Source organism: Allocoprococcus comes (assembly GCF_013300725.1).
Classification (GTDB): domain Bacteria; phylum Bacillota; class Clostridia; order Lachnospirales; family Lachnospiraceae; genus Allocoprococcus; species Allocoprococcus comes_A.
The window spans coordinates 26,495-50,217 of sequence record NZ_JAAIMM010000018.1 but is presented as its reverse complement, the minus strand read 5'-3'; the positions used below and the strand labels follow the sequence as shown (position 1 = coordinate 50,217).

18 protein-coding genes are annotated in these 23,723 nt (G+C 40.5%); 10 read left to right on the top strand and 8 right to left on the bottom strand.

The annotated features are described in order from the left end of the window. Positions 1-2 precede the first annotated feature (2 nt). Positions 3-2,378: an endonuclease MutS2 gene (locus G4407_RS10675; protein ID WP_173688858.1), complete on the bottom strand. Its 2,376-nt coding sequence runs from the start codon at positions 2,376-2,378 to the stop codon at positions 3-5. A 158-nt stretch (positions 2,379-2,536) separates the two neighbouring features. Between G4407_RS10675 and G4407_RS10670 the strand changes: the two genes are divergently transcribed. From G4407_RS10670 to G4407_RS10650, 5 genes are all read left to right on the top strand, one after another. Next, the gene (locus G4407_RS10670; RefSeq protein ID WP_173688857.1) at positions 2,537-3,826 is read left to right on the top strand and encodes a S1C family serine protease; all 1,290 of its coding nucleotides are present in this window, start codon (positions 2,537-2,539) and stop codon (positions 3,824-3,826) included. A 56-nt stretch (positions 3,827-3,882) separates the two neighbouring features. Continuing rightward, positions 3,883-4,824 (top strand): 3'-5' exoribonuclease YhaM family protein, encoded by a 942-nt coding sequence (locus G4407_RS10665; RefSeq protein ID WP_008368874.1) that lies wholly within the window; start codon positions 3,883-3,885, stop codon positions 4,822-4,824. A gap of 31 nt (positions 4,825-4,855) precedes the next feature. Next, positions 4,856-6,526 (top strand): 23S rRNA (uracil(1939)-C(5))-methyltransferase RlmD, encoded by a 1,671-nt coding sequence (gene rlmD / locus G4407_RS10660; RefSeq protein ID WP_173688856.1) that lies wholly within the window; start codon positions 4,856-4,858, stop codon positions 6,524-6,526. A 31-nt stretch (positions 6,527-6,557) separates the two neighbouring features. Continuing rightward, complete coding sequence (locus G4407_RS10655) at positions 6,558-6,929, top strand: TnpV protein (RefSeq protein WP_014080786.1); 372 nt, start codon at positions 6,558-6,560, stop codon at positions 6,927-6,929. A 261-nt stretch (positions 6,930-7,190) separates the two neighbouring features. Then, the gene (locus tag G4407_RS10650; protein ID WP_173688855.1) at positions 7,191-11,138 is read left to right on the top strand and encodes a P-loop NTPase; all 3,948 of its coding nucleotides are present in this window, start codon (positions 7,191-7,193) and stop codon (positions 11,136-11,138) included. Positions 11,139-11,339: 201 nt separating this feature from the next. On the opposite strand, the gene mobQ is transcribed toward G4407_RS10650, so the two are convergent. The 6 genes from mobQ to G4407_RS10620 all read right to left on the bottom strand — a co-directional run bounded on the left by mobQ (position 11,340) and on the right by G4407_RS10620 (position 16,472). Continuing rightward, the gene (gene mobQ / locus G4407_RS10645) at positions 11,340-13,049 is read right to left on the bottom strand and encodes a MobQ family relaxase (protein ID WP_173688854.1); all 1,710 of its coding nucleotides are present in this window, start codon (positions 13,047-13,049) and stop codon (positions 11,340-11,342) included. A gap of 137 nt (positions 13,050-13,186) precedes the next feature. Further along, on the bottom strand, positions 13,187-13,408 hold the full coding sequence (locus tag G4407_RS10640) for a DUF3847 domain-containing protein (RefSeq protein WP_005362330.1): 222 nt from the start codon (positions 13,406-13,408) through the stop codon (positions 13,187-13,189). Positions 13,409-13,578: 170 nt separating this feature from the next. Beyond that, entirely contained in the window at positions 13,579-14,436 is an 858-nt protein-coding gene (locus G4407_RS10635; RefSeq protein WP_015560110.1) for an ATP-binding protein, read from the bottom strand. Next, a complete protein-coding gene (locus tag G4407_RS10630; protein WP_014080781.1) occupies positions 14,433-15,149 on the bottom strand; it encodes a replication initiator protein A in 717 nt (238 codons plus the stop codon). The genes G4407_RS10635 and G4407_RS10630 overlap by 4 nt, the downstream gene beginning before the upstream one ends. 18 nt (positions 15,150-15,167) lie before the next feature. After that, positions 15,168-15,551 (bottom strand): hypothetical protein, encoded by a 384-nt coding sequence (locus G4407_RS10625; RefSeq protein ID WP_015560111.1) that lies wholly within the window; start codon positions 15,549-15,551, stop codon positions 15,168-15,170. A gap of 3 nt (positions 15,552-15,554) precedes the next feature. Continuing rightward, positions 15,555-16,472 (bottom strand): ParM/StbA family protein, encoded by a 918-nt coding sequence (locus tag G4407_RS10620; protein ID WP_015560112.1) that lies wholly within the window; start codon positions 16,470-16,472, stop codon positions 15,555-15,557. A gap of 220 nt (positions 16,473-16,692) precedes the next feature. On the opposite strand from G4407_RS10620, the gene G4407_RS10615 reads away from it, so the two are divergent. The 5 genes from G4407_RS10615 (at position 16,693) to G4407_RS10595 (ending at position 21,249) form a co-directional block, all read left to right on the top strand. Next, on the top strand, positions 16,693-17,367 hold the full coding sequence (locus tag G4407_RS10615) for a response regulator transcription factor (RefSeq protein WP_014080778.1): 675 nt from the start codon (positions 16,693-16,695) through the stop codon (positions 17,365-17,367). Continuing rightward, entirely contained in the window at positions 17,355-18,533 is a 1,179-nt protein-coding gene (locus G4407_RS10610; RefSeq protein WP_173688853.1) for a HAMP domain-containing sensor histidine kinase, read from the top strand. Before G4407_RS10615 ends, G4407_RS10610 begins: the two co-directional genes overlap by 13 nt. Positions 18,534-18,649: 116 nt before the next feature. Next, entirely contained in the window at positions 18,650-19,720 is a 1,071-nt protein-coding gene (locus G4407_RS10605; RefSeq protein ID WP_173688852.1) for an ABC transporter permease subunit, read from the top strand. Further along, entirely contained in the window at positions 19,717-20,373 is a 657-nt protein-coding gene (locus G4407_RS10600; RefSeq protein ID WP_009245308.1) for a hypothetical protein, read from the top strand. The genes G4407_RS10605 and G4407_RS10600 overlap by 4 nt, the downstream gene beginning before the upstream one ends. 3 nt (positions 20,374-20,376) lie before the next feature. Continuing rightward, the gene (locus G4407_RS10595; RefSeq protein WP_173688851.1) at positions 20,377-21,249 is read left to right on the top strand and encodes an ATP-binding cassette domain-containing protein; all 873 of its coding nucleotides are present in this window, start codon (positions 20,377-20,379) and stop codon (positions 21,247-21,249) included. Positions 21,250-21,286: 37 nt separating this feature from the next. Here G4407_RS10595 and G4407_RS10590 read toward each other — a convergent pair whose 3' ends face one another. Beyond that, entirely contained in the window at positions 21,287-23,533 is a 2,247-nt protein-coding gene (locus tag G4407_RS10590) for a tetratricopeptide repeat protein (RefSeq protein ID WP_173688850.1), read from the bottom strand. Positions 23,534-23,723: the final 190 nt, after the last annotated feature.

The following is a 23,723-nucleotide window of genomic DNA, read 5'->3' as shown; positions in this document are numbered from 1 at the left end:
GATTATTTGAATTCTACGATAGTTACACCGGCATCGCCCTCCCCGAAAGCTCCCAGCCGGAAGGATTTGATATGTTTCTGGCGGCGCAGATACTGATGGATCCCGTTTCTGAGTGCGCCGGTTCCTTTCCCGTGTACAATTCGTACCGGACTTAAGTGTGCGATATAGGCATCATCCAGATATTTGTCAAGTTCGGCAACTGCTTCATCGACTGTCTTGCCGAGAAGATTGATCTCCGGGCTGACGTGCATGGATTTGCCCATCTTCATCTTGCCACTGCTGGTTCTGCGCATCTGCTTTGCAGTAACCGTAAGCGGTTCTTCGATCAGTTCAAGATCGGAAATATTGACCTGTGATCGGAGGATACCCATCTGGACAAACAGGTTGCCTTTGGCATCCGGCAGTGAATTTACCGTTCCGGTCAGATTCATACTCAGTACTTTTACAGAATCGCCCAGATGGAAATCGCTTGCCTTGTAAGCTTTGGAAGGCTTTTTCTTTTCCAGACGGTTTTTATTTTCAGTTTTGGAAAGCTGCTTGCGGATCCGTTCTCTTTCTTTTTCCATCTCGGAAGCAGAAATACTGGCTTTGCCGAATTTGCGGAAGTTCTTCATCGTCTCATCTGCAAAATCCTTGGCTTCCTGAACAATGTCGGTTGCTCTGGCATTTGCCTCACGAATGATCCGGTCGCGCTGTGTATCCAGCTTTTCCTGTTGGTTCTTGAGCTCGGACTTGAGACGCTCCATCTCGCGACGGTAAGAAGCAATCTCTTCCCGTTCTTTCTCGATGGTCTTGCGGCTCTGTTCCAGATCAGTAAGGAGATCTTCAAAAGATTCATCCTCCTCGGTCAGATGCGTTTTGGCATCCTGGATGATATAATCCGGAAGGCCGAGTTTTTCGGAAATCGCGAAAGCATTACTTTTTCCCGGAATACCGATCAGAAGATGGTAAGTCGGGCTCAATGTCTCCACGTCAAATTCACAGCAGGCATTTTCTACTCCCGGAGTAGAAAGAGCAAATACCTTCAGTTCGCTGTAGTGTGTCGTTGCCATAGTACGGATCCCTCGGTTATGCAGATGTGACAGGATGGCGATAGCAAGCGCAGCACCCTCAGTCGGATCGGTTCCCGCACCAAGTTCATCGAAAAGGACTAATGAATTCTCATCCACATGATTTAGGAAAGAGACCACATTTGTCATGTGAGAAGAGAAGGTACTTAAAGACTGTTCAATACTCTGTTCGTCACCAATATCAGCATAAACCTGGTTAAATACAGCAAGCTCTGATCGGTCAAGTGCAGGAATGTGCAGACCTGCCTGTCCCATCAGGGTAAAAAGCCCCACAGTCTTGAGGGAAACGGTCTTACCACCTGTGTTCGGACCGGTTATGACGAGAAGATCAAAGGTATCTCCAAGTGTCAGACTGATCGGAACAACTTTTTTACGGTCCAGAAGAGGATGCCTTCCCTCACGGATCCGGATCCGGCCTTCGTTGTTGAAGACTGGGCGGCTGGCGTTCATATCCAGTGCCAGTGCACCTTTTGCAAAAATAAAATCCAGTTCCACAAGTGCTTTGTAGTTCAGACGGATTTCTTCAATATATTCAGCTGCATCCACACTGAGGCGGGCAAGGATCACCTGGATCTCTTCCTGCTCCCGGGCATATAATTCTTTCAGATCATTGTTCAGTTTGACAACGGCCATCGGCTCAATGAAAAGTGTGGAGCCGGTTGCTGACTGGTCATGGATCAGACCATTTACCTGGCTGCGGTACTCGGCTTTTACCGGGAGACAGTAACGGTCGCCACGCATGGTAATAATGGCATCCTGGAGATAGGTGCGCATGGAACCGTTCAAAAGTCCGGTCATGGTAGAATGGATCTTGTCATTCATGCCGTTAATACTGCGGCGGATCTGCTTTAATTTGCTGCTGGCATCGTCGCTGATCTCATCTTCACCAAGAATGCAGCGGTCAATTTCAGCAGAAAGTGGTGTAAGCGGCGCAAGCTGTTCAAAATATACATCCAGACAATCTGCCTGATCGTCTGCATTTTCATGACGGCCGTAGGATTTGATCCGGGCGGTTGTCTGAAGAAGCTTGCCGATCCGGAGGAGTTCCGGTGCGCTTAAGGCACTTCCGATCTCCAGGCGCTTGAGAGAGTCAGAGACAGCATAGCAGCCGCTGAAAGAAGGAATTCCCTTCTTTACAATGCGGGTAAATGCTGCGGAAGTCTGTTCCTGTGCAGTGTTGATTTTGTTAAGGTCGGTCATCGGCTTGATCCGTCGGCAGAATGAAGCTCCGCCAGGGGAAGAAGCGTGATCGGTCAGCATCTCTATAATTTTTGGAAATTCCAATTTTGTTAAAGATTTTTGATTCATAATACATTTATACCTCATATTTTGTCTGGTTCTATTCTAACGTATTTACCGTCTAAATGAAAGTGGAAAGGTGAAATTTCGTTGAACATTTGCGGGGAATCATGTATACTAAAACCAGGTGTGGCTGAAAGCACTCCGGAGGCCTAAGGAGAAGCACAATGTCTGATAATCGGGAGAATAAGCGGAACGAAGAACCGCACGACAGTGAGGAAGAAAAATATTCGTTTTTGCAGGAAACAGTAAAAGATGAACAGCGAAGTAAAAAAGGAATCATAGGAAATCTGTGCAGGCTTGCAGGAAGAGGACTGATTTTTGGACTTGCAGCAGGTCTTGCGTTTTATGCCCTTCGCCCATGGGCGATGACACATCTGGGCGGAGAGAAGGTAACGATTCCGCTGGATCAGGAGGAAACTCCGGTTGAGGATGAGGAGGATACCAAGGATCAGGAAGCACAGGATGAAGAGATTCAGTATCCGGATCTGACTGTTGAAGATTATCAGGAGATGAACCACGCATTATACCAGGTGGCAGTGTCGGCAGGAAAAAGTGTGGTTGAGATCTATGCCGTGCACCGGGATGAAGGCTGGGAGAATGCAGGGGAGCAGGAACAGGCTGTATCGGGAGTTATTTTCTGGGGTAATGGTGCAGATCTTTTGATTGCGGCACCGGCAAGAATTGTAAAAGATGCAGAAGCACTGAAAGCTACATTTTCAGACAATACGACATATAACGCAACTTTGAAAAAGCAGGACCGGAATCTTGGACTTGCGATTATTGCGGTTAAGAGATCAGATCTGTCGGATAGCACGAGGAACCAGATCCAGACGGCGACGCTTGGTAATTCCATTGCAGTGAACCGTGGGGACGGCGTGATCGTTCTTGGTGAGCAGTTTGGATATGCAGGTGGTGTCGGATATGGGATCATCAGTTCCACCAGAAATTACCGGACAGTGGCAGACGGGCAGTACCGGCTGCTTGATACAGATATTGCAGGAAGTGAAAAAGGGAGCGGAATTCTGTTTAACACGGCGGGTGAAGTGATTGGAATCTGTGACCAGTCAGAACTGCAGAGAGACGGAAATCTTGTGAGTGCCTATGCGATTTCGGATATCAAGGAAGAGATCGAACTTCTGGCAAATGGACAGGGAGTTCCGTATATTGGCGTTCACGGAGTCGTAGTGACGGAGAAGCTTTCCGGCGAACAGGGAATCCCGAAAGGCATTTATGTCAGGGAAGTAGAGGCCGATTCGCCTGCGATGCAGGCAGGGATCCAGAATGGTGATGTGATCACAGAGATTAACAAGACAGATATCACCGGTATAACAGGACTTCATAAACAGATCATAGAAGCCGGAACCGGTACACAGATCAGGATCAAAGGGCAGAGGCGTGGCGCAGATGGTTATGTCGATGTAACATTTGATGTGACAGTTGGAAGTAAAGAATAGATTTGCAGATAAAAAGCAATCATAAATTTAAAATATAGAGCAGGAAGAGGAATGACATGAGATATATTGAGACATTACACGAAGGCGAGACAATCAGAAATACGTATCTTTGCAAAGGAAAAAGAAGTGCGGAGACAAGGAACGGGAAACCATACGACAACCTGATCCTTCAGGACAAGACAGGAACTTTGGATGGAAAGATCTGGGATCCGAATTCAAATGGAATTGCAGATTACAGCGAAAAAGATTTTATTGAAGTTTACGGGGAGATCATCAGCTATAACGGCAATCTTCAGATGAACATCAAGCAGCTCCGTGTAGCAGACGAGGGAGAATACGATCCGGCGGATTATATGCCGACCAGCGAGAAAAGTGTGGATGGAATGTATGAAGAACTGATGCGTTATGGAAAGCAGGTGAAGAACCCGTATCTGCAGCAGGTGATCCGGTATTATTTTGTAAATGATGAGCAGTTTATCAAGAGCTTCAAGGCACATTCGGCAGCAAAGAGTGTACATCACGGATTTGCCGGAGGACTTCTGGAGCACACATTAAGTGTAGTGAAATTCTGTGAATATATGGCAGGGGCATATCCGATCCTGAATAAGGATCTTCTGTATACAGCGGCAATGTGCCATGATATCGGAAAGACACAGGAACTTTCCCTGTTTCCGGATAATGATTATACCGATGACGGGCAGCTGCTCGGTCATATTGTGATCGGTGTGGAAATGCTGGATGATGCAATTCGTGAGATTCCGGATTTCCCAAAGAAGCTTGCCAGCGAATTAAAGCACTGTATCGTAGCGCATCACGGAGAACTCGAATACGGTTCGCCGAAAAAACCGGCGCTTGCTGAGGCAATGGCACTTAATTGTGCGGATAATGCTGATGCAAAGATGCAGACATTGACAGAGATTTTTAAGGCAAAAGATACAAAAGACTGGTTAGGTTATAACCGTCTGTTTGAATCCAACTTAAGAAAGACCAGTATCTAAGAGAAGTTCTGAAAGAAAGATGAGTATAAAAATGAAGAAAAATGACGTAGTGACGGTAGAAGTTACAGATATCGGAATCGGCGGTGAAGGAATCGGAAAGGTAGATGGATATACGCTGTTTATCAAGGATGCAGTCATCGGAGATACCGTTGAAGTAAAAGTAATGAAAGCAAAAAAGAACTACGGATATGCGAGATTAATGCGGATTGTAAAAGAATCCGCATTTCGTGTATCTGCACGCTGTCCGGAGGCAAGACGTTGTGGCGGATGCCAGATCCAGGAGATGGATTACCGGAAACAGCTGGAGTTTAAAAATACAAAAGTAAGAAATAACCTGATCCGTCTTGGCGGTGTGGAAGAAGAATTGCTGGATCAGATCATGGAGCCGATCGCAGGAATGGAGGAACCGTTCCGTTACCGGAATAAAGCACAGTTCCCGATCGGAGTAGATAAAGAAGGGAATCTGATTGCCGGATTCTATGCCGGAAGAACCCATCAGATCATCCCGGTTCCGGACAGGGACTGCGTACTTGGAGTACCGGAGAATAAAGTGATCCTGGATCAGATTCTGGACTACATGCGGGAAGAGAAGATTTCTGCATATGATGAGAAACGGCACAAAGGACTGGTGCGCCATGTCCTGGTCCGGTATGGATTTACAACAAAAGAGATCATGGTTTGTCTGATCCTTAACGGGGATAAGCTTCCACACAGTGAGAAATTGGTGGAAAAGCTGACAAAGATTCCGGGAATGACAAGTATTACTTATAATATCAATAAAGAAAAGACGAATGTGATCATGGGATCAAAGGTTTGCCCGCTCTGGGGACAGACGTATATCACCGATTATATCGGTAATGTCAAATATCAGATTTCACCGCTGTCTTTCTATCAGGTGAATCCGGTACAGACAGAGGTACTTTACGGAACCGCACTGGAATACGCAGGGCTTACTGGAAAAGAGACGGTTTGGGATGTGTATTGTGGAATCGGAACGATTTCCCTTTTCCTTGCGCAGAAAGCACAGAAAGTTTACGGCGTGGAAATCGTGCCACAGGCAATTGAAGATGCAAAGCATAATGCCGAGATCAATGAGATTACAAACGCGGAGTTTTTTGTAGGAAAGGCAGAAGAAGTGTTGCCGGAATATTATGCGGATTATGCAAAAGAGCATCCGGGAGAGCATGCGAGGGCGGATGTGATCGTAGTCGATCCGCCGAGAAAAGGATGTGAGACAAGCGTACTGGATACAATGGTTCAGATGGAGCCGGAGAGGATTGTATATGTGAGCTGCGATTCAGCGACTTTGGCGCGGGATGTGAAGTATCTGCGGGAGAATGGGTATGAGATCAGGAAGGTGAAGGCGACTGATATGTTTCCGATGAGCGTGCATGTGGAGACAGTTGTTCTTTTGTCCCAACAGAAGCCGGATGACACGATAGAGATCGACTTAGACCTGGACGAGCTGGATGCTACCAGTGCCGAGTTGAAAGCAACCTATCAGGAAATCAAAGATTATGTGCTGAAAGAATTTGGCTTGAAGGTTTCAAGTTTATATATTTCTCAGGTAAAACGCAAATGTGGAATTGAAGTGGGAGAAAACTATAATCTTCCAAAATCAGAAAATGCAAGAGTTCCACAATGCCCGAAAGAGAAGGAAGAAGCTATCAAGGCTGCCCTGAAATATTTTGCGATGATCTAAGGACATCGCTGATTTCAAGGAGGAATAACACATGAAAAGCACATTTGAAAAAATGGGTGGAACCTACACACTTGGCGCAGACGGAATTTACTATCCGAATCTTGTCAGTACAGATGAAGAACCGCATTATGGGAAATATGGAATGATGCGGAAAACATATCTGAAAGAGCATCGTCTGGCAATGTATTCACTGTATATGTTGGAAGACAGACTGGTGGAACATCTGAATCTTGTGGACGATGAAGCACAGGAGAGAATGGATATTCTGGTACGTCAGATGATGGAGCAGCAGGGCATTACGGAAGAATTGAAAGCTCGTGATCAGATGGAATGGGTCAGAGCGGTAAACAATATCCGGAATGCTGCAGAAGAGATTGTGTTAAAAGAATTAGTGTATATTTAAGGTAATGGAAAGCTCCTTCGGGAGCTTTTCGCTGTTTGGAAGAGATTATATAGAAAATGGGTTAAGAAGATGGTATTATTAAAGCAACGGGATTTTTTTATTATAGTATCTAAAATGTTTTATTCATTACAAGGAAATGGAATTGATGAATGCCATTAAACTTCCTAATAGAAATAGAATCGTTCGATATTCTGAATTGGAAAATTTGATAAGTACAGATTAGAGCACGTGTAGATGTAATAAGAGAACGAAAGGAAAAATATGGGAAAAAGCACAAAGAAGAAAAGCAAAAAGATTACAGCTCCAAAAGCAAATATTCAGGAATTAAGTATTTCTAGGGATGGCGGACAAATTGCACTCAGGGGGTATTCATATCAATTTTTGTATTCGTGTTATTTAATTCTTTCGTCATCAAATCCAAGCAATTTTTTCCAGCTTGAGGGGATTGAAGATATTGATTGTATCATGCAGAAAAATGGTAGTAATGATATTACTCATATACAGTTGAAATATTCTGTCAACAAACAGGATGCCAGCTTTTTAACTGATGTACTCAAAAATTTTCTTGAAGCATATTTGCTGGATCAAAATAGATTTTTTAAGCTTGTTTACGATTTCCCTGTTGCAAAAGGCCATCTAAGTAAGATATTTGCATCTAAGTTAGACGAAAAATCACGCACCCATTGGGCTGGCGTGATTTCAAATATCAAGAAAAACAATCCTTCTTGGAATTGGTCTGTTTATGATTTCGATAAATTTATTTCACATCTGTCATTTGAGAAGATTGAAAAATCTATACTTGCTACTGAAATTGAAAAAACCTTAATTAGAATTTATGAGATTAACACAGACAATGTTTCATTATTTGCAAATAGCATAAAAATTCTTTGCTTTGAAAAAATGGAGCAGCGGGCCTATGTGACAAAAGCAGAATTAGATTCCAAAATCCAATCTGTCAAAATAGATATCAGTAAGGGTCCTCAAAATCCAGCTCATAGTTGGATTCGTAAACTGGACTACTCTAAGCCTAGCATTGATGAAGGGTGTAGTTTTTACGAAGGGAAAAAAGCAACACCAGCAGATATAGTAAGTGGGTTTCCAATCAAACGACCGAGTTTAGAAAAAGATGTTATTAATTCTATTTGCGAAAACATGGTTACTGTAATTAAAGCTTCTAGTGGGCAAGGAAAAACCACGCTGGCTTTGCGGGCAGCTTATATTCTCCAAAATGAATATATACCATATCAGTTACTATGGTGTGATGAGATAAAAGAAATTGGGAATATTGTCCAATATTTCAAAGCAAGAATTCAGCTTGGTGAAAAGATTCTTATCTTAATTGACAATCTGGATAACCATCTCAGCAAATGGAATTATCTTGTTCAGCTCTTACAATCCGAATTGCATTGTCATTATAAGTTGCTCATCACATCGCGAGAGATGGATTGGTATAATTATAGTGGTGACTTGAGCAATATCCAGTCTTTGAAAGTAATTAAGCCGGTTTTAGAAGAAAAGGAAGCAATAGAGATATTCAATCTATTCAGAGAGGCTAAGCAACTTCACCCAAGCATAACAAGCTGGCAAAGAGCATGGAATAAGATTGCAGAAAGGCAACTACTTATAGAGTATGTCTACTTGCTTACTCATGGTGAGATGTTATCAGAAAGAATAGCCTCACAAATATCCGAAATAGGACAATCATCTTCTGGCAAAGCAAAATGTGAAATCTTACGCAAAGTATGTTTTGCAGATCTTTGCGGAGTCAGGCTTTCTGCTATCAAACTTTCTGCGAGTCAATCAGAAGACTCTGGCTCGGATTTTGGGGAGCTTTTAAAAGGTATGGAATCGGAGTTCCTTGTGCATGTAAATGAAGAGAGTGGGTATATTGAGGGGCTACATCCCATTCGGTCAAAGCACGTTGTTAAGAGGCTGCATGAATTCCTGCCAATTGACAATACCGCCATTTCAGTTATGAAAATGGCGGACAAAGCGGACCTATCGATACTGTTTTCTCATCTGCCGGAGTTTACCCTGAACAAAGAAACGTTTTTCCGCGATGCGGTCGAGAGTCTATGGGATGAAAAAGACCTTTCAAACTATACTTCTGCAATACAGGGGCTTTTTTCAGGGAGTGTGATGCAGTATTTCCTTTCTAACCGGGCTGCGTTTGACGATGCAGATGCCCACGGCGGTCTTTTTCTTCTATCGACCGAAATGTGCCCATTTGCTGTATTCGAGGATTTCGGTGTGTCGATGGATACGCTGGACAAAATGCGGGAAACATTTCCGGATAATAAGAATATAGAATATCTTTGCCGATTACGGGAGCGTATTCCCACCTGCTGTTTGCAGGAAACGTATGTCTATATTTTCTGCGATTGTTTATATAGGAAAATGCGCACCTTTCGTTTTGACGGAATAAAGGACATCACGTCCTATACCTCCATTTCTGAGTGGATCTATAACATCAATCCAGAGTGGAATGTATCGGCCGGATTTTCTCTGGACGATCTTTGGAGCAAGCCAGAAAAATTGACGCTGGAGTGCGTTTCTACGCTGATGTATCTCTCCTACTGCGGGAACAGAGAGAAATATATGGAATTTGTGGAACGAAATCTTAAGAGTATTCTTACGTACCTTAAGCAGTGGACCAGATCACATAGGGTATTTATTGATTCCGAAAAAAAAGCGATTCACATTGAATATATCCTTCGATTGCACAATATTAAAACGGGAAATGAGCAGAGCGTCTCAAGGCTGAAATTCCTTTGTAAAGCCTTGCCTATTTTTGATTTGTATTGCGCGGATGCTCTCAAGCCGACAGTTGATTTGCTCTCGGCTTATCCTGTTCCCGACGATGCACATAAAGAAATGCCCATTAAAAATATTGTAATCATGTTCCATCAGAATCTTACGTCGCTATGGAACAAGACCATTATGAGCAATTACGAATTTGATACCGCGACAGAATGGTTAAATTACTGGTTTGATGTGAGAGAACATATATGTTTGCTTGCAGATAAGTGCTGTGCCTGTATTTACAAACTCCTTGGCGGAAAACCATTAGGGAGTTTGGCCGGGGAGGTAGATCAACTTCGTGAAGAATTTGCCCTAATTACTACTGGTGAAAAGCGATATCCTAAAGAAGATCGTCCTTTTGAAGAAAAAGCTACAGTGCCCGAGAGGTTAGGAAAAATAAAGAGTAAATACTTTCAAAGCATACAAAACTTTATGAATCAGTTTGCAGGGTTCCTCATTAAGAATGAACAAAAACAAAGATTGGCTATGGTTAACCTCACAATAGCTCAAAGTGCTCTTGTGACAATGCAGAATTACTTTGCAGAAATTGCAATTGATTTTAGCTTTCAGGAAAGACAGTTGACTCTTTGTGTTATGGAAACACAAAACATAGAGCGACTAATAATGTGCTGTAGCTACTACCAGACACATTCGCCAAATAAGTATTTTAATAAATATCAAATTAGCAATTGGTATGACGGGCATTGTCGGGATGAGAGAAAGATAGTAGAAGACGGATTGTCGGAATTAGAATCAAAGTATTCGATTCATTTTCCTGATCAGATTTACACCATTGACATGTTGAGCTATTATCCCATCATAGTTGGTAATTTTGATATGGCATCGGAAAGCAATTTAACCGAATGGCTTCTGGGCTGTATCGCATTTGCTGATGCTCCCTTTGATTACCTAGTCATATTATCTGCAAACGAGTCCAAAGAAATAGATTCTACTGCTTTACAGTTCCCTCGACGGATGCTCGTTGACGTCAAGAAGGCAATCGAATCAGAAAATCATTCATTGCTTGATAAACTGGTGCCTCCATATCCTGTGAATGTGACAGCACAAATGCTTGACTGCTTTAGTGAAAAATATGATTTGCCTGAAAAAAAAGTCACCGATGTCGATGAACTTCCAATAGGATATATTGCAGAAGAACTATGGATATATTCTAAATCTGTGGAGTTGTTGACGGAACCAGAAGATGCGTGTTATCTTGCAGCTCAAACGCAAGATATTCAGCTCAACATTACGGAAATGCTTTGTTTATTGAAGAACAAGCTTCCGGTCAAAGATGTCGATTGGTTAATAGAAATTTGTGATAACGTATTTTCAGGAGAAAAATTTGATGACATTATGTTCAATAATGTTATTGAACATTTCATACAGAAAAAGATTGAACAGTAAAATCGTTGTAGCTTGATTGTTTTAGCAGACAGTGTCTATTTAATCGAAGAAAAAGAATGTTGATAGTATAGGCATTGAAAATGCTAGACTATGACTTAGATTTCAAATAAAAGTAAATAGTTGGAATATTAAAATAATAATGTGTGAATATTATTCATTGTCTCGGCACCATTTATGGTGCCAGGACAATACTTTAGATGATTACAATTCCATATCATGTGACCTTTTCTTAGTCCGAGCAGACTGATTTCGCCGCATTTCCTGTTCTCTCTGATATTTAAGTTCCCATGCACGATGGGAGAAAACATCAGGGTCTTCCACATTGAGATAATCCACCTCATCGGCTGCAATATCACGACGGTGATAGTCATAATACTTACCAAAAGTACCTTTGAGCTGCTCGATCAGCTTATCCCGGAAATCAGGACGTATCTGGATTCTGGTATCCAGTAACTCGGTATATTGTTCTGGTTCAGGATGAAATTTTTCTTCCCGGAAAGCGGCAGCATCTTTTTCAAGCTGTTTTTTGAGCGAGATGTCCTGAGAATCTAGGATATCAAGATTGTTATTCATTTGGTCATATTTCTTGGATAGATTTGTCATATCTTTATCGGTAGAGCATTGTGCCTGGAAGATTAGCTGCTCTTTCCTTGATTTCAGTTCTTCAATTTCTTCGGTAACAGTGGTAAGCTGCTGATTCAATTTTATATGCTGGATGGGATTCAAAATACTGGTTTTCTCTTTTTTCACATTCAGTTCTTTCCGCTCTGTAACTTTAGCTTTGAGTTTCTTTTTAATGGTGTTGTATTTATTCAGTATTGGATTAAAATGATTCATCCAGTCATGGATCACTTCTTTTTGCATCTCATTGTGGAGCAAATGATACTGTGTAAAAATCATATGATTGCGGATCGCTTCTAACGTTTCAGCTATTATTGGAATAGACTTTTCTACAGCTTTAGCCAGTTTTGCTACCTTTGCTTTTAATTCTCGGAGCATTTTGTTATCCGCACGAATCTGACGGTTGATTTCACAGCGGTCTGCTATCATGCCTTTCTTTTCCATATTCTGGGCAATGTAGCCTTCATGGATGGTTGGCTGTTCGGTGATTCCCTGATCTGCAAAGCTGCGGTGATCAATGGTAGCATTTATCTGATTACGTGCAAGCATTTTATTTACGGCATCTGCCCAGTTTGCCCGCCAGATACAAAGTTGTTCATCACTGTTCCATTGTTGGGAAATAGGATTCTGTCTGCCATATCGGCTGCTCTTGGGGTGTTTATCAATCCGTTCATATCCTTTTTCCTGTGCAACAGAGGAAGTCAGATATTCTTTCTTTTTTCCAACTTTATAGCGATATTGCTTTTCCCATCCCTGTTTCTGAGCAGTTTTAAATTCAGAAGCAGTAAACCCTTTTTCTTCCCCATCTTTGATACAGAGATATTCTTTTTCTGTTTTATACTGCCATGTTCCATTTTCATTTAATGGTCGGACAGTAAGAAGAATGTGTGCATGGGGATTGTGACCATCTGTATCGTGAATGGCAAAATCAGCACACATCCCCATATCTACAAAATTCTTTTTAATAAAATCTTGAAGAAGAGAAATATTGCTGTCTTTATCCAACTCAACGGGGAGTGCGACAACAAATTCTCTTGCAAGTCGGCTGTCTTTGGTCTTTTCGGTTTCTTCCACAGCATTCCAAAGTTGTTCCCGGTCATTCCATTCCAATGGAGCCATTGGAGGAAGCATCACCTCCTGATAGATCAGCCCCTGTTTTCTGGTATAGTCATGCTGGATGCCGTCATAATCATTGTACATGCGGCTACAGCTCATATAAGCAGAAGCAGCAACGGCAGACCGACCGGAACCACGGCTGACGACTTTGGCTTGCATATGATAAATTGCCATATCTGGCACCTCCTTTCGATGTTGCCTGCAACAGCGGATAAAGCCCTCGGCAGAGCGCACGAGCCCCGAAGGGGATACCACTGCCTGATTTATCAGGTGGTGAGTAAGTGCGCCCTTCGGGAGTAGAACTTGTGCGTTTACATTCCCCGTAGCCGGATCATCAGCTCCCGTTTTAGGGAATCTAAATCCATTTCTTTAATATGGGGAACAATACTTTCCAGAATGGCTCCTTCCTGGACTAATCGGTGTGTTCTGGCATCACGTTCTTTTTTGCGATTTCTTGCTTCAGCTTCTTCCTGGCGGTGTCTTGCCTGTAAAAGTGCTTTTTCTTCCGGTGTCATGATTCTTTTATCTGCCATACCTGGCACCTCCTTTTTATGCCCGTATCCGGGCAGTTTTGGTTTTAAAATCTTTTGGTTTGGTACTATGGTTTTAGATAACTGACAGTGGCATGTTCTTGGTGAAAAATAAGGAAAGATAGTAGTACTACTGTCAGTGAAAAATAATCATTGCGTTATACTTCTTTGAGTCAATTCTGGTTCGGAGCATGATTGTTCAACAGGATTTTTTTCGCCCGTTTTAAATTATCTGTTGCATTGTCCTGACGGATATTCCGGTTATTGATACGGACAGGAATACATCTCTCCAGAATACGGTCATAAATTCGTTTGTGTGCGATATCAGCGGCATTATTCAGCTCTGATAAAGTGAGATTGGTCGTTATGATCAGGGGCTTTTTACTGCGGTAACGACTGTCGATCACATTGAATACCTGTTCCAGTGCAAAGTCAGAGTTCCGCTCAATTCCGAGATCATCAATAATCAGAAGACTGTAGCGGTTTAAGCTGTTGATGAACTGGTTTCTGTCTTCAAAATGCATTCCGGTAAGGGTATTCAGAATCTGGGAAAAGTTGGTCATCAGTACAGGAACGCCTTTTTCCAGCAGGGCATTGGCAATGCAGCCTGCAAAAAAAGATTTTCCAGTACCGACATCACCCCAGATGAGAAGTCCGGAGGCGTTAGCTTTCATCTCTTCCCAGTTGCTTACATAATTGTGTGCCAGTTTTATTTCCGGATTGATGCCGTTATCCTTGGAAAAAGTGTAGTCATAGAGTGCTTTGTCCTGTAAGCCGCTGGTTTTAAGATGCTCTATTTCCATTTGTTTTTCATGAAGTTTTCTCTGGGTTTCTTCCTGCTCAAAGATTTCCTGCTGGCATTTACAGCGAATGGAAGGAATAAGCACCTTTCCCTGTAATTCATGCCGGCATTGTCTTGGCGTATTGCATTTGGAACAGTAGATCAGGTGGTCTGTTTCGTTAAAATATTCATCAGGCTGAAGCTCTCTGTTTGGTGTTATAGCGGTTGCTTTTCCTGTAAATCTTGTCATAGTGTTTCGTATTCCTCACTTTCGTAATTTCTTTGCCGGGAAGCAGGATGATCCTGTCTTGCCCAACTGATGATGGTAGCTGCATGGTTCTGATATTGTTTTCCGGTAGAAGCCATATAACCGGATAAGCGTTCAATATAATCCTTCCAGTCAGGGATTGTCTGCCGGATATCTTCAAGCTCTTTTTCTGACAGAAAAACATTTTGAAATTTTCCATAGGGTGAGAGTGGCTCCTTACTCCCTCTTATTGCTAAATTGTTCTTTTTTATCTCTTTCTTATTACCAGACAGTTTTCTGTCTGTATCAGGGAAAGAATCCTGTCTGTCAATAGGACAGTTTTCTGTCTGTCTTAGGGAAAGAAATCTGTCTGTATAGTGGATGGTTTCTTTTGGGAGTTTTACATAAATTCGATTGGGCTGTCCGGGTCCCTGCCGTTTTCGGAAGATAAGCTCCTGTTTTTCCAGTACTGCCAGAGCAGTTTTAATCGTCATCTGGCTTTTGTGGAGAACTTCTGCCAGTGCTTCAATTGTAAAGTAAATGAACACATGACCATCGATATCTGACCAGCCCTCATTTTTCTGGGAAAGCCTTGCCCGGTCGAGCAGGATAATATAAAGCATTTTGGCAGTTTCGTTTATTTCCATGTCCAGAAGGAAACGGGGAAACATCATATAAGATGGCAGGTTGGTGTCTGCTGTCAGAAAGTCCGTCATGTGTTCACCTCCAATCAGTTATTCTCCAAGAAAATCCCAGTCTACATCATTATCCGGCTGTGAATTTTCAGGTGTTGGAAAGGACGCCCTGATTTGGGGCTCCCTTTGCGCCATGCCTACAGTCAGTCCGGAAAGAAAAAGTGGCAATTCCTGTTTCAGACTGTTTTCCACTGCATCTACAATCTGTTTCACAAAAAGTTCTTCCCGTTCTCTTGTTTCCAGATAAGGATCAGCCTGTGTGCGGTAGTAGCGGTCAAAATAATCTACCAGTGCAAGAGAGATTACCTGACTGTAAGATTTAAAATCCTGCCTGTCCATCGTCTGTAAATATTCCCAGGCTCTCCGCTGTTGTTCTTTGTCCAGATTAAAGCGCAGGTTTGTGTTGCGGATATTGTTCTGCATGGTTTATCCCCTCCTTTTCAGGCTCATATAAGCCAGAGATTCGTAACCTTTGGCAGTGGCGCAGATGTCATCAATGATTGTGACTCGTGATTTGTCATACGTTCCGAAGTTACGGATCAGGCATCCACCGCCGCCAACCACATACAGGCGCATCAGGTCAGGATTATATTCATATTTGCGGAGCGTGGAAAAAAGTTCTGCCACATACTGTCTGGCAATAGAACTGATACAATCCAGATATGGTGCTGAAATGTCAGCTGTTCCAAACCGCAGAATCTGTTCTACTGTGGATTCTTCAATTTTCACTCCGAATTTGTCCAGAACAGCGTTCTTTGCGGCAATCATGCACTGGTTTACACCAAGTTTTTCTGTCCAGCATCGGCTCTCCTGAGCTTTCTTATTGTTAATATACAGAATGTTCATGGTTCCGTTTCCGATATCTGCAAGGAGATTAGTTCCCTTGAAATTTCCAAGGTGGTTTACAATAGCCGGATATCCCTGTGGGTAAAGGCTACATCCCGCAAAGTGGAGATGATATTCTTTGCCGTTGAAACGGTAATGGACTTCTGGATTCTGGAGCAGATAGGAACGAAAAGCTTCTCTTTGATTTCTGATCCATGTCAGAGGAAGTCCGGCAGCCAGATGAACATCTGCTTCACGGATGGAAAAGACATTCAGTTCCCTTGCAATAGCCATTAGCGTCAGAAGATAATATTCTTCGTCCATAGCTTTATCCGGGATAAATTCTTTGTGTCCTTCGCCAATCCGGTAGTAAATGCCGTTATATTCCAGAATATTCCCGGTGAAGATTGGTTCGGTTTCATAGGCTTTGATTCCGGTTGGTGTGACGGTGTTTGCTGTTTTCATATTGCCATAGCCATGATCTACAGCGATGATTTTTGTGTTTTTGAGTTCTCGCATAAAAAATACCTCCGTTTTCGTATTGATTGATTCAGCAGGTCATACCGGTGTGGTACTGCTTTGCTGTGAGATAAGCATACGAAAATCGGAGGTAAAAGACATTGAGTGGAAATTGAGCTGGAATTGAGAAAAAAGATATATTGTGCGTACATTCTTCATGTACTCTTGTTGTGATTTCATTGTTTTTTATCGTATAATATGGATACTGGAGGTGGTTTGGATGAAATACAAGATTTTAGTTGTCGATGATGATAAAGAATTGGTGAAAATGCTTTGTAGTTATTTTAATATGAAACAATATGAAACCATTACGGCTACAGACGGAATGGAAGCATTAAATAAAATAAAAATGAAACCGGATATTATTTTGTTGGATATCAATATGCCACGCATGGATGGGATTGAAGTATGTCGTCTGATACGCAGTAAAGTGTTATGCCCGATTTTGTTTCTAACAGCAAGAGTTGATGAAGATGATAAAATTAATGGGTTGCTTTCGGGTGGGGATGACTATATTACGAAACCATTTAGTCTTCGGGAGTTGGAAGCAAGGATTGTCACAAACATAAAGAGAGAAGAAAGGCATCAACAAAAAACGGAATACCGTTTCATGGATGAAATGCTGATTGATTATTCTGAAAAAATAGTAGCTATAGCCGGACACAGGATGGAGTTCACAAAAATTGAATATCAGATTATTGAATTCTTATCCATGCATCCAGGGCAGGTGTTTGATAAAGAACGTATATATGCACAAGTCTGTGGATATGATGCGGAAGGGGACAGTAGAACGATAACGGAATTAGTACGGCGTATAAGGAAAAAAATAGCGGATTATTCAGAAAAAGAATACATAGAAACTGTATGGGGGATTGGATACCGATGGAAAAAATAAGAAACTTGTCACTGAAAAAAACAATTCTGCTTTATTTTGTGATCAGCTTAACGGCAGCATTTCTGTTATCTGGATTTACAGTTCATTTTGCAGGAAATATGCAGAATAAAATATGGGAAAAATATATTGATTATGCAGATTATACGGACGTGTTTCAGCAATATGGAAAGAAATACGAGATTGAGATATCAAGACCTAATCAATCGCAGATGAATCGTTTGGACTATCATCTTTCGGAAATGTGTGACTTTATGGAAACATATTCGGTACTGATTTTTTCGATTGTTGGGAGTGTTGTTGCGGTATTCTTTTTTTATAAAAATAAGTTAAAGACACCTCTACAGGAACTAAAAGATGCCTCACAAATGATTGCAGATAATGAACTGGATTTTCATGTGTCCTATGAAAATAAAGATGAGATGGGAACTTTGTGTAAAGAATTTGAAATGATGCGAAGTGATTTAGCAGATAACAACAGAAAGATGTGGCGAATGATTGATGACGAGAAGGCTTTGCGGAATGCAATTGCACATGATATACGTTCTCCACTTTCCATATTGCGTGGGTATCAGGAAATGCTCTTAGAGTTTGTTTCTGCCGAGAGTATAAAAACAGAGGATGTTATTGATATCTTACAAACAGGCATGTATCAGATTGACCGTATAGAGCATTTCACGGAAAACATGAGAAAAATGTCCCATTTAGAACAGAGGGAACTGCAATGCTCAGAGATAGAGTTATCGGAACTGGCAAAAAAGATTGAGGCAGAAGCTGCCATGCTGTCCAAGAAGGAAAGTAAATTATGTAAGATAGAAAGAGTGCAGGAACAAAACATTGTGAAAGTGGATGAGGAACTTGTCATGGAAGTGACAGACAACTTACTGGAAAATGCGGTTCGATATGCACAAAAAAGTATTGCTTTGCAGATAAAGAAAAAGGATGGTTTTCTTATAATTTCTGTTGAAGATGATGGAATAGGATTTGTGGATACGGAGGAAAAAGTAACAGAGCCATTTTATCATAAGAATCCACAAGATGATTTAAAGCATTTTGGCCTTGGTATGTATATTTCTCGTATTTTCTGTGAAAAGCATGGAGGAAATTTGAAAATATATAATGCCAGACAAGGCGGTGCTCATGTAGAAGCTCTTTTCAAAGCTGAATAAAAATACTTTATAAGGCTGAAATCACAAATAAAGTGGTTTTAGTCTTTTTTGTTGTGAATTTATTGAGAATTGATTTGTATGATGTTGTTAAAGAAATAAAGAAAGGAAGAGATACAATGAAAACAATCATAAAAAGAAGTATACTTGATTATTTAAAGAACCCTGTTTTGTGGATTGGCTTGATTATTATAGTTGCCAGTATGTATCAATGTCTGTCATCGTATTTGCAAATTCATTATATCAAACAGAATGAACAGATCACACAAAATGACGTAGCATTGGAAGATGCTGATGTCATGGATGGGTACATTCCCACATCTGATGATAAAGAAAGAAGAAGGGAGTGGGAAGATACGATCAAAGAGACGTTAATGGACACCTCCAAAAATGGTTTTGGATTTAGCAGGCAGGAAGCAGATCATGTAATGAAAGAAATTCAGAATATGGATGTAAAGACTGCTTCTGAGTTTTTGGAATCCCAATATGGCTATTATAATGCAATATATGCTTATGAGGACCTTGAAATTCATAAGGGGACAGCAGAAGAAATCAATCATTATATCGAGCGGAAATTATCCGAACATTCTTTTTCCTGGTACTTTGCCAAAAAATTTACGGATTTTGCAGGATTGCATATGGCCTTTTTTGCAACAGTCTTGCTATCATTTTTATTTATTCAGGATACACGAAAAAGTACCTATGAATTATTACATACAAAGCCTGTTACGGCAATCCAATATATATGTGGGAAAGTAATAAGCGGATTCATTAGTATGCTGGGAGTATTAGTGATTTTGAATGTTATATTCTTTATGCTGTGTTTGAAAACGTCTTTAGAATCGGGCTTTCCAGTAACACCAATTGATTTTTGCGTGAATTCTCTGATCTATATTGTTCCGAATCTTTTGATGATATGTTGTGTCTATACAATTACAGCATTAATATTTAAAAATCCGCTTCCGGCAGCACCAATCTTGTTTTTACACATTATATATTCAAATATGCTGACCATGAAGAATGATATTTATTATATGAGACCGTTCTCTATTATGGTGCGATTCCCTGGCAGGTTTTTTGAAACACATGCAGCTAAAATGTCAAACATAAATCAGATTATTCTTGTAATTTCATCAGTTATATTAGTATGTATTTCTGTTACAATCTGGAAAAGGAGGAGGGTTCATTGAAAACGGAACTCAAAAACTGCCTGTCGTTATATAAGATTTTTTATTCATGTGCATTTATACTGATATTGTGTGTTATTCATCCGATTATATACTATGAAGAAATCGGTTCAGCAATTCAGTCTCCAATAGCATTTTTAACAATTATTTTTTGTAGTGACACATATTTGATGGAAGTAAAAAGTAAGCGTGCCGATGTATTTCATTTGTATGATCAAAAAAAGCAGTTAAAAGTAATATCGCAGAGAGTGGGCGTTCAAATATTATATTTATTAATACTTTCTTGTGTTGGATATGTTTTGTTTTACTGGCAAAAACCGGGCAGTGTAAACGAAGGCATTTCGGGTATTCAGATATTTCTTTTATATTTCATTGCAATGTTTGGAACTATCTGGCTTTGGAGTATATGCTCTGTGATTTTGTGTACATTGCTTCGAAATATGTGGGCAGGTATTGGATGTTTATTTGGAATTGTCATTGGACTTATATCAAAAGCGGGAAGTTCATTTTTCGGAAATCTGGGATTGTTTTCTTTCAGCTTTTGTGAACCTACTCAATTAATGTCCGAGAGTTGGATTTATGGAACGCTTGTGTCTTTTATAGCGGGGCTGTTTTTATTTGCAGTATTACCAATGACTTTAAAGAAAAGAGGATAGATTATGAGTATTAGAATAAATGATTTAACAGTTAGATTTAAAAATGGTGTAGTTGCAGTAAATAAGGCATCTCTTGAAATACCTAAGGGAATTTACGGACTTTTGGGTGAGAATGGTGCCGGAAAAACCACTTTGATGAGGGTTCTTACAACTGTTTTAAAACAAACGGAAGGAATGGTTTCCCTTGATGGAATTCTGTATAACGAGGGAAATTATGAGAAAATACAGAAAAAGATTGGTTATCTTCCACAGGAAATCGACTTATATCCGAATCTTACGGTGAAAGAATGTCTTGTATATATGGGGGGACTGTCAGGAGTAGCAAGAAATGACCTCGAACAAAGAATTACCTATTATCTGGAAAAGACTTCTCTTACAGAGCATCAGAATAAAAAAATGCGGCAATTATCTGGTGGTATGAAGAGACGTGTCGGACTCATACAGGCACTTCTTAATAATCCGGATTTTTTGATTATTGATGAACCAACAACTGGGTTAGATCCGGAAGAAAGAATTAGGATCCGCAATCTTCTGGTTGATTTTTCAAAGGATAGAACTGTGCTGTTTTCCACTCATGTAGTAGAAGATTTAGCAGCAACCTGTACACAGCTTGCCATTATGAAAAAAGGGAATTTTTTATATTCCGGAAGCGTGAGTGGATTGCTGGAAAATGCAAAGGGCTGTGTTTGGAATTGTACGGTACAAAATGCAGAAGAAGCCCGTTTGTTAGAAGCCAATTATTCTATTTCATCTAAGCAGTATGTAGAAAATGGAATTCATATGAAAATATTAAGCAAAGAAAAGCCAAATGAGAAGTGTGTCCCGGATAATGATATCACTTTGGAAGATGCGTATATTTATTTGACGAATAGTTGAATATAACGGCGGGCAAGTTGCCCGCCGTAAATTGTACTTATTTTGTTAAAAGACCGGATAGATTTTTTCCAATGCAAAATCCAATCTGTGGATATAACTCCTGAATTTCCTGATATTTTGCTTCAATCATTTCAGGCTCATCAGCCCAGATCTTTTCATATATTTTGAAAGCTTTTTTAAAATGTGTTTTGGCTTGCGGAAGATTGGCAGTCATCAGATAAATGGTTCCAAGGGTTTCCTGTACTTTGGCATAATCCAGACAGTCATCGGAATGGTATTCCTTGATGATGCCGGATAATTTTTGCAATTCGGAGATGCCTCTTTCGGGTTCCTGCTGTTCTGTCAGGAACATTGCATAATTGGCAATCTGAGGTATGCTGTCATTTATATGAAGCAGGTTAAAGTGGTCAAGCAGTGAGATACTTTTTTCCATGTGTTCTCTTGCAAGATCGGGATGAGCGTTCATGCGGTAAAGTCCACCGAGATTGGCATGAAGGTTGGAAACAAGGCGAGCATTGTCAGCAGTGATAGTTTCTATCTGGGCAAGTGCATCCTTTTCCAGTTTTATTGCTTTTTCAGGTTTGGTTTCAAGAGTTGCCTGAAAATCTAGTAATAATGCCCGGTCAGAGTCGGTTCCAATGTTTTTTGTCTTTAACAGCCCCGTTAGTTCCTGAATGATTCCATTCATACCTTTGTGGTAGTTATAGTTATCCATGTATGGAAATGCATTTTCCAGAAAAAGCAGATACTTTGGTATATCATCCTTTTCAATCAATTCTATGATATTTCCGATTGTTTGAAATAGCTTTTTGTAATAAGCTACTTCCATTCCATGCATTAAACATATTTTCTGTAAAGAATCCAGTAATATGTGACAGCTACTTACAGATGGTTTTGTCTCTGAAAGGGCAATTTCCTTAATCATAGGATGCAGGGAGATTGTGTGACGTGTAGTTGTCTGCACAAAACCAGTTTCAATCAAGTCGTTAATTTCATTTAAGGTAGGCAGTTCCAGCCATTTGGCGAATATGCGGGCAGAAATACCAGTGTAAGGAAGAAAACACAAATTGCACATGATATCCTGCTGTTTTCGGGATAAAGCATATAGTGAAAATAGAGTATGGATATGACTATAATAAGTGGCTTTACTGCTTTGACCATCCTTGATTATCTTAATTTTATCTTCATTATCGAGAGATGCTCTTTCTTCCTGAAGTTTTGCTAATAACTGACCTGGAGTTGAAATTCCATTTTCCAAAAGTTTTGCAGCCAGTTCTACAGCAAAAGTATGATAGTGTACGGTCTCTATGATTTTTTCGACGGTCGAACGATACTTGTCTGCTTCTGAATAAAATGCAGATGTCAGTTGGAAAAGAATGTTTATATCCTGTATTTCTTTTAATTGAAAAGTACAGTATTCATTCAGATTACTTCTGGTCGTAAATAAAATCTGGCAGCGATATTTTAATACTACTGACAGAAAGCTGTCCTGTGTGGCAGTGACATTAAAATTATCTATGATAAGCAGAGTATCAGATTTCAGGGAACGCAGGAAACGGTTATGTCTTTGAAACCGTTCCTGTTCAGTGCTTTCCGGAAGATCGTCAATAAAATCCATGTCAGTAATGTCCTGATGAAGATTGCCGGTATATTCTACATAAAGGATATTGGTGTATTGCTTTATGTACCGCTTTGCGTAGGCTTTGGCAAGTTCACTTTTTCCGATTCCGGCGATTCCGCAAAGAAAAACATGACGGTTTTCCTCAAGCATGGTATATAATTCTTCTAGTTCTTTATCTCTTCCGATAAAATGACGGCATGGTTTCGGAACCTCACTGTCCATAATATAATCCAGCACAATAGGGGATAAAGCGCCTCCGGCGAGCAGCTTCTGATTTTTGGTATTACGTTTGATGAATTGGCGTTCCATGCCAAAAGAAATCAGTTTTGCAAGAAACAGCAGTCTTGAACTGGCTGGTTTATATAAGGGAGTCAGATTTTTCTTTTTCGCATCTGAGATGCTGTCATCCTGAATGAATAAAGTGTAAATATCTTGTATAGCCATATTACAGTCAGACATCAGTGGAAGAAGATTCTGGTGGATGGTATGGGATAATTTTTCCTGATTGGATGGCTTGGAATAGTAAGCGGATATTTTAGGACTGATTTTAGCCTGACCAGTCATCCAGCGGCAAACCAGACCGTTATCCATTGAAAAATCCTGATTTGCCGGATCATCCATAAAATCTTCAAATAATTCGTATAAAAAATCAGGCTGACTCATTTGATTACTTTCGCTGATATGATTTTTTAAGCAAGTGCTAATAGAAGAAAAATCGCATCGATTCAATAGAAATTCCCCTTTCGTAGTTAAGATTGAGTATATCTATCATAACACGAACATATATTCGATTCAAGAAAATACGGATATTTTTAAAGTGATTGTGTCAATTTACAATCAATTTCTATTCAAT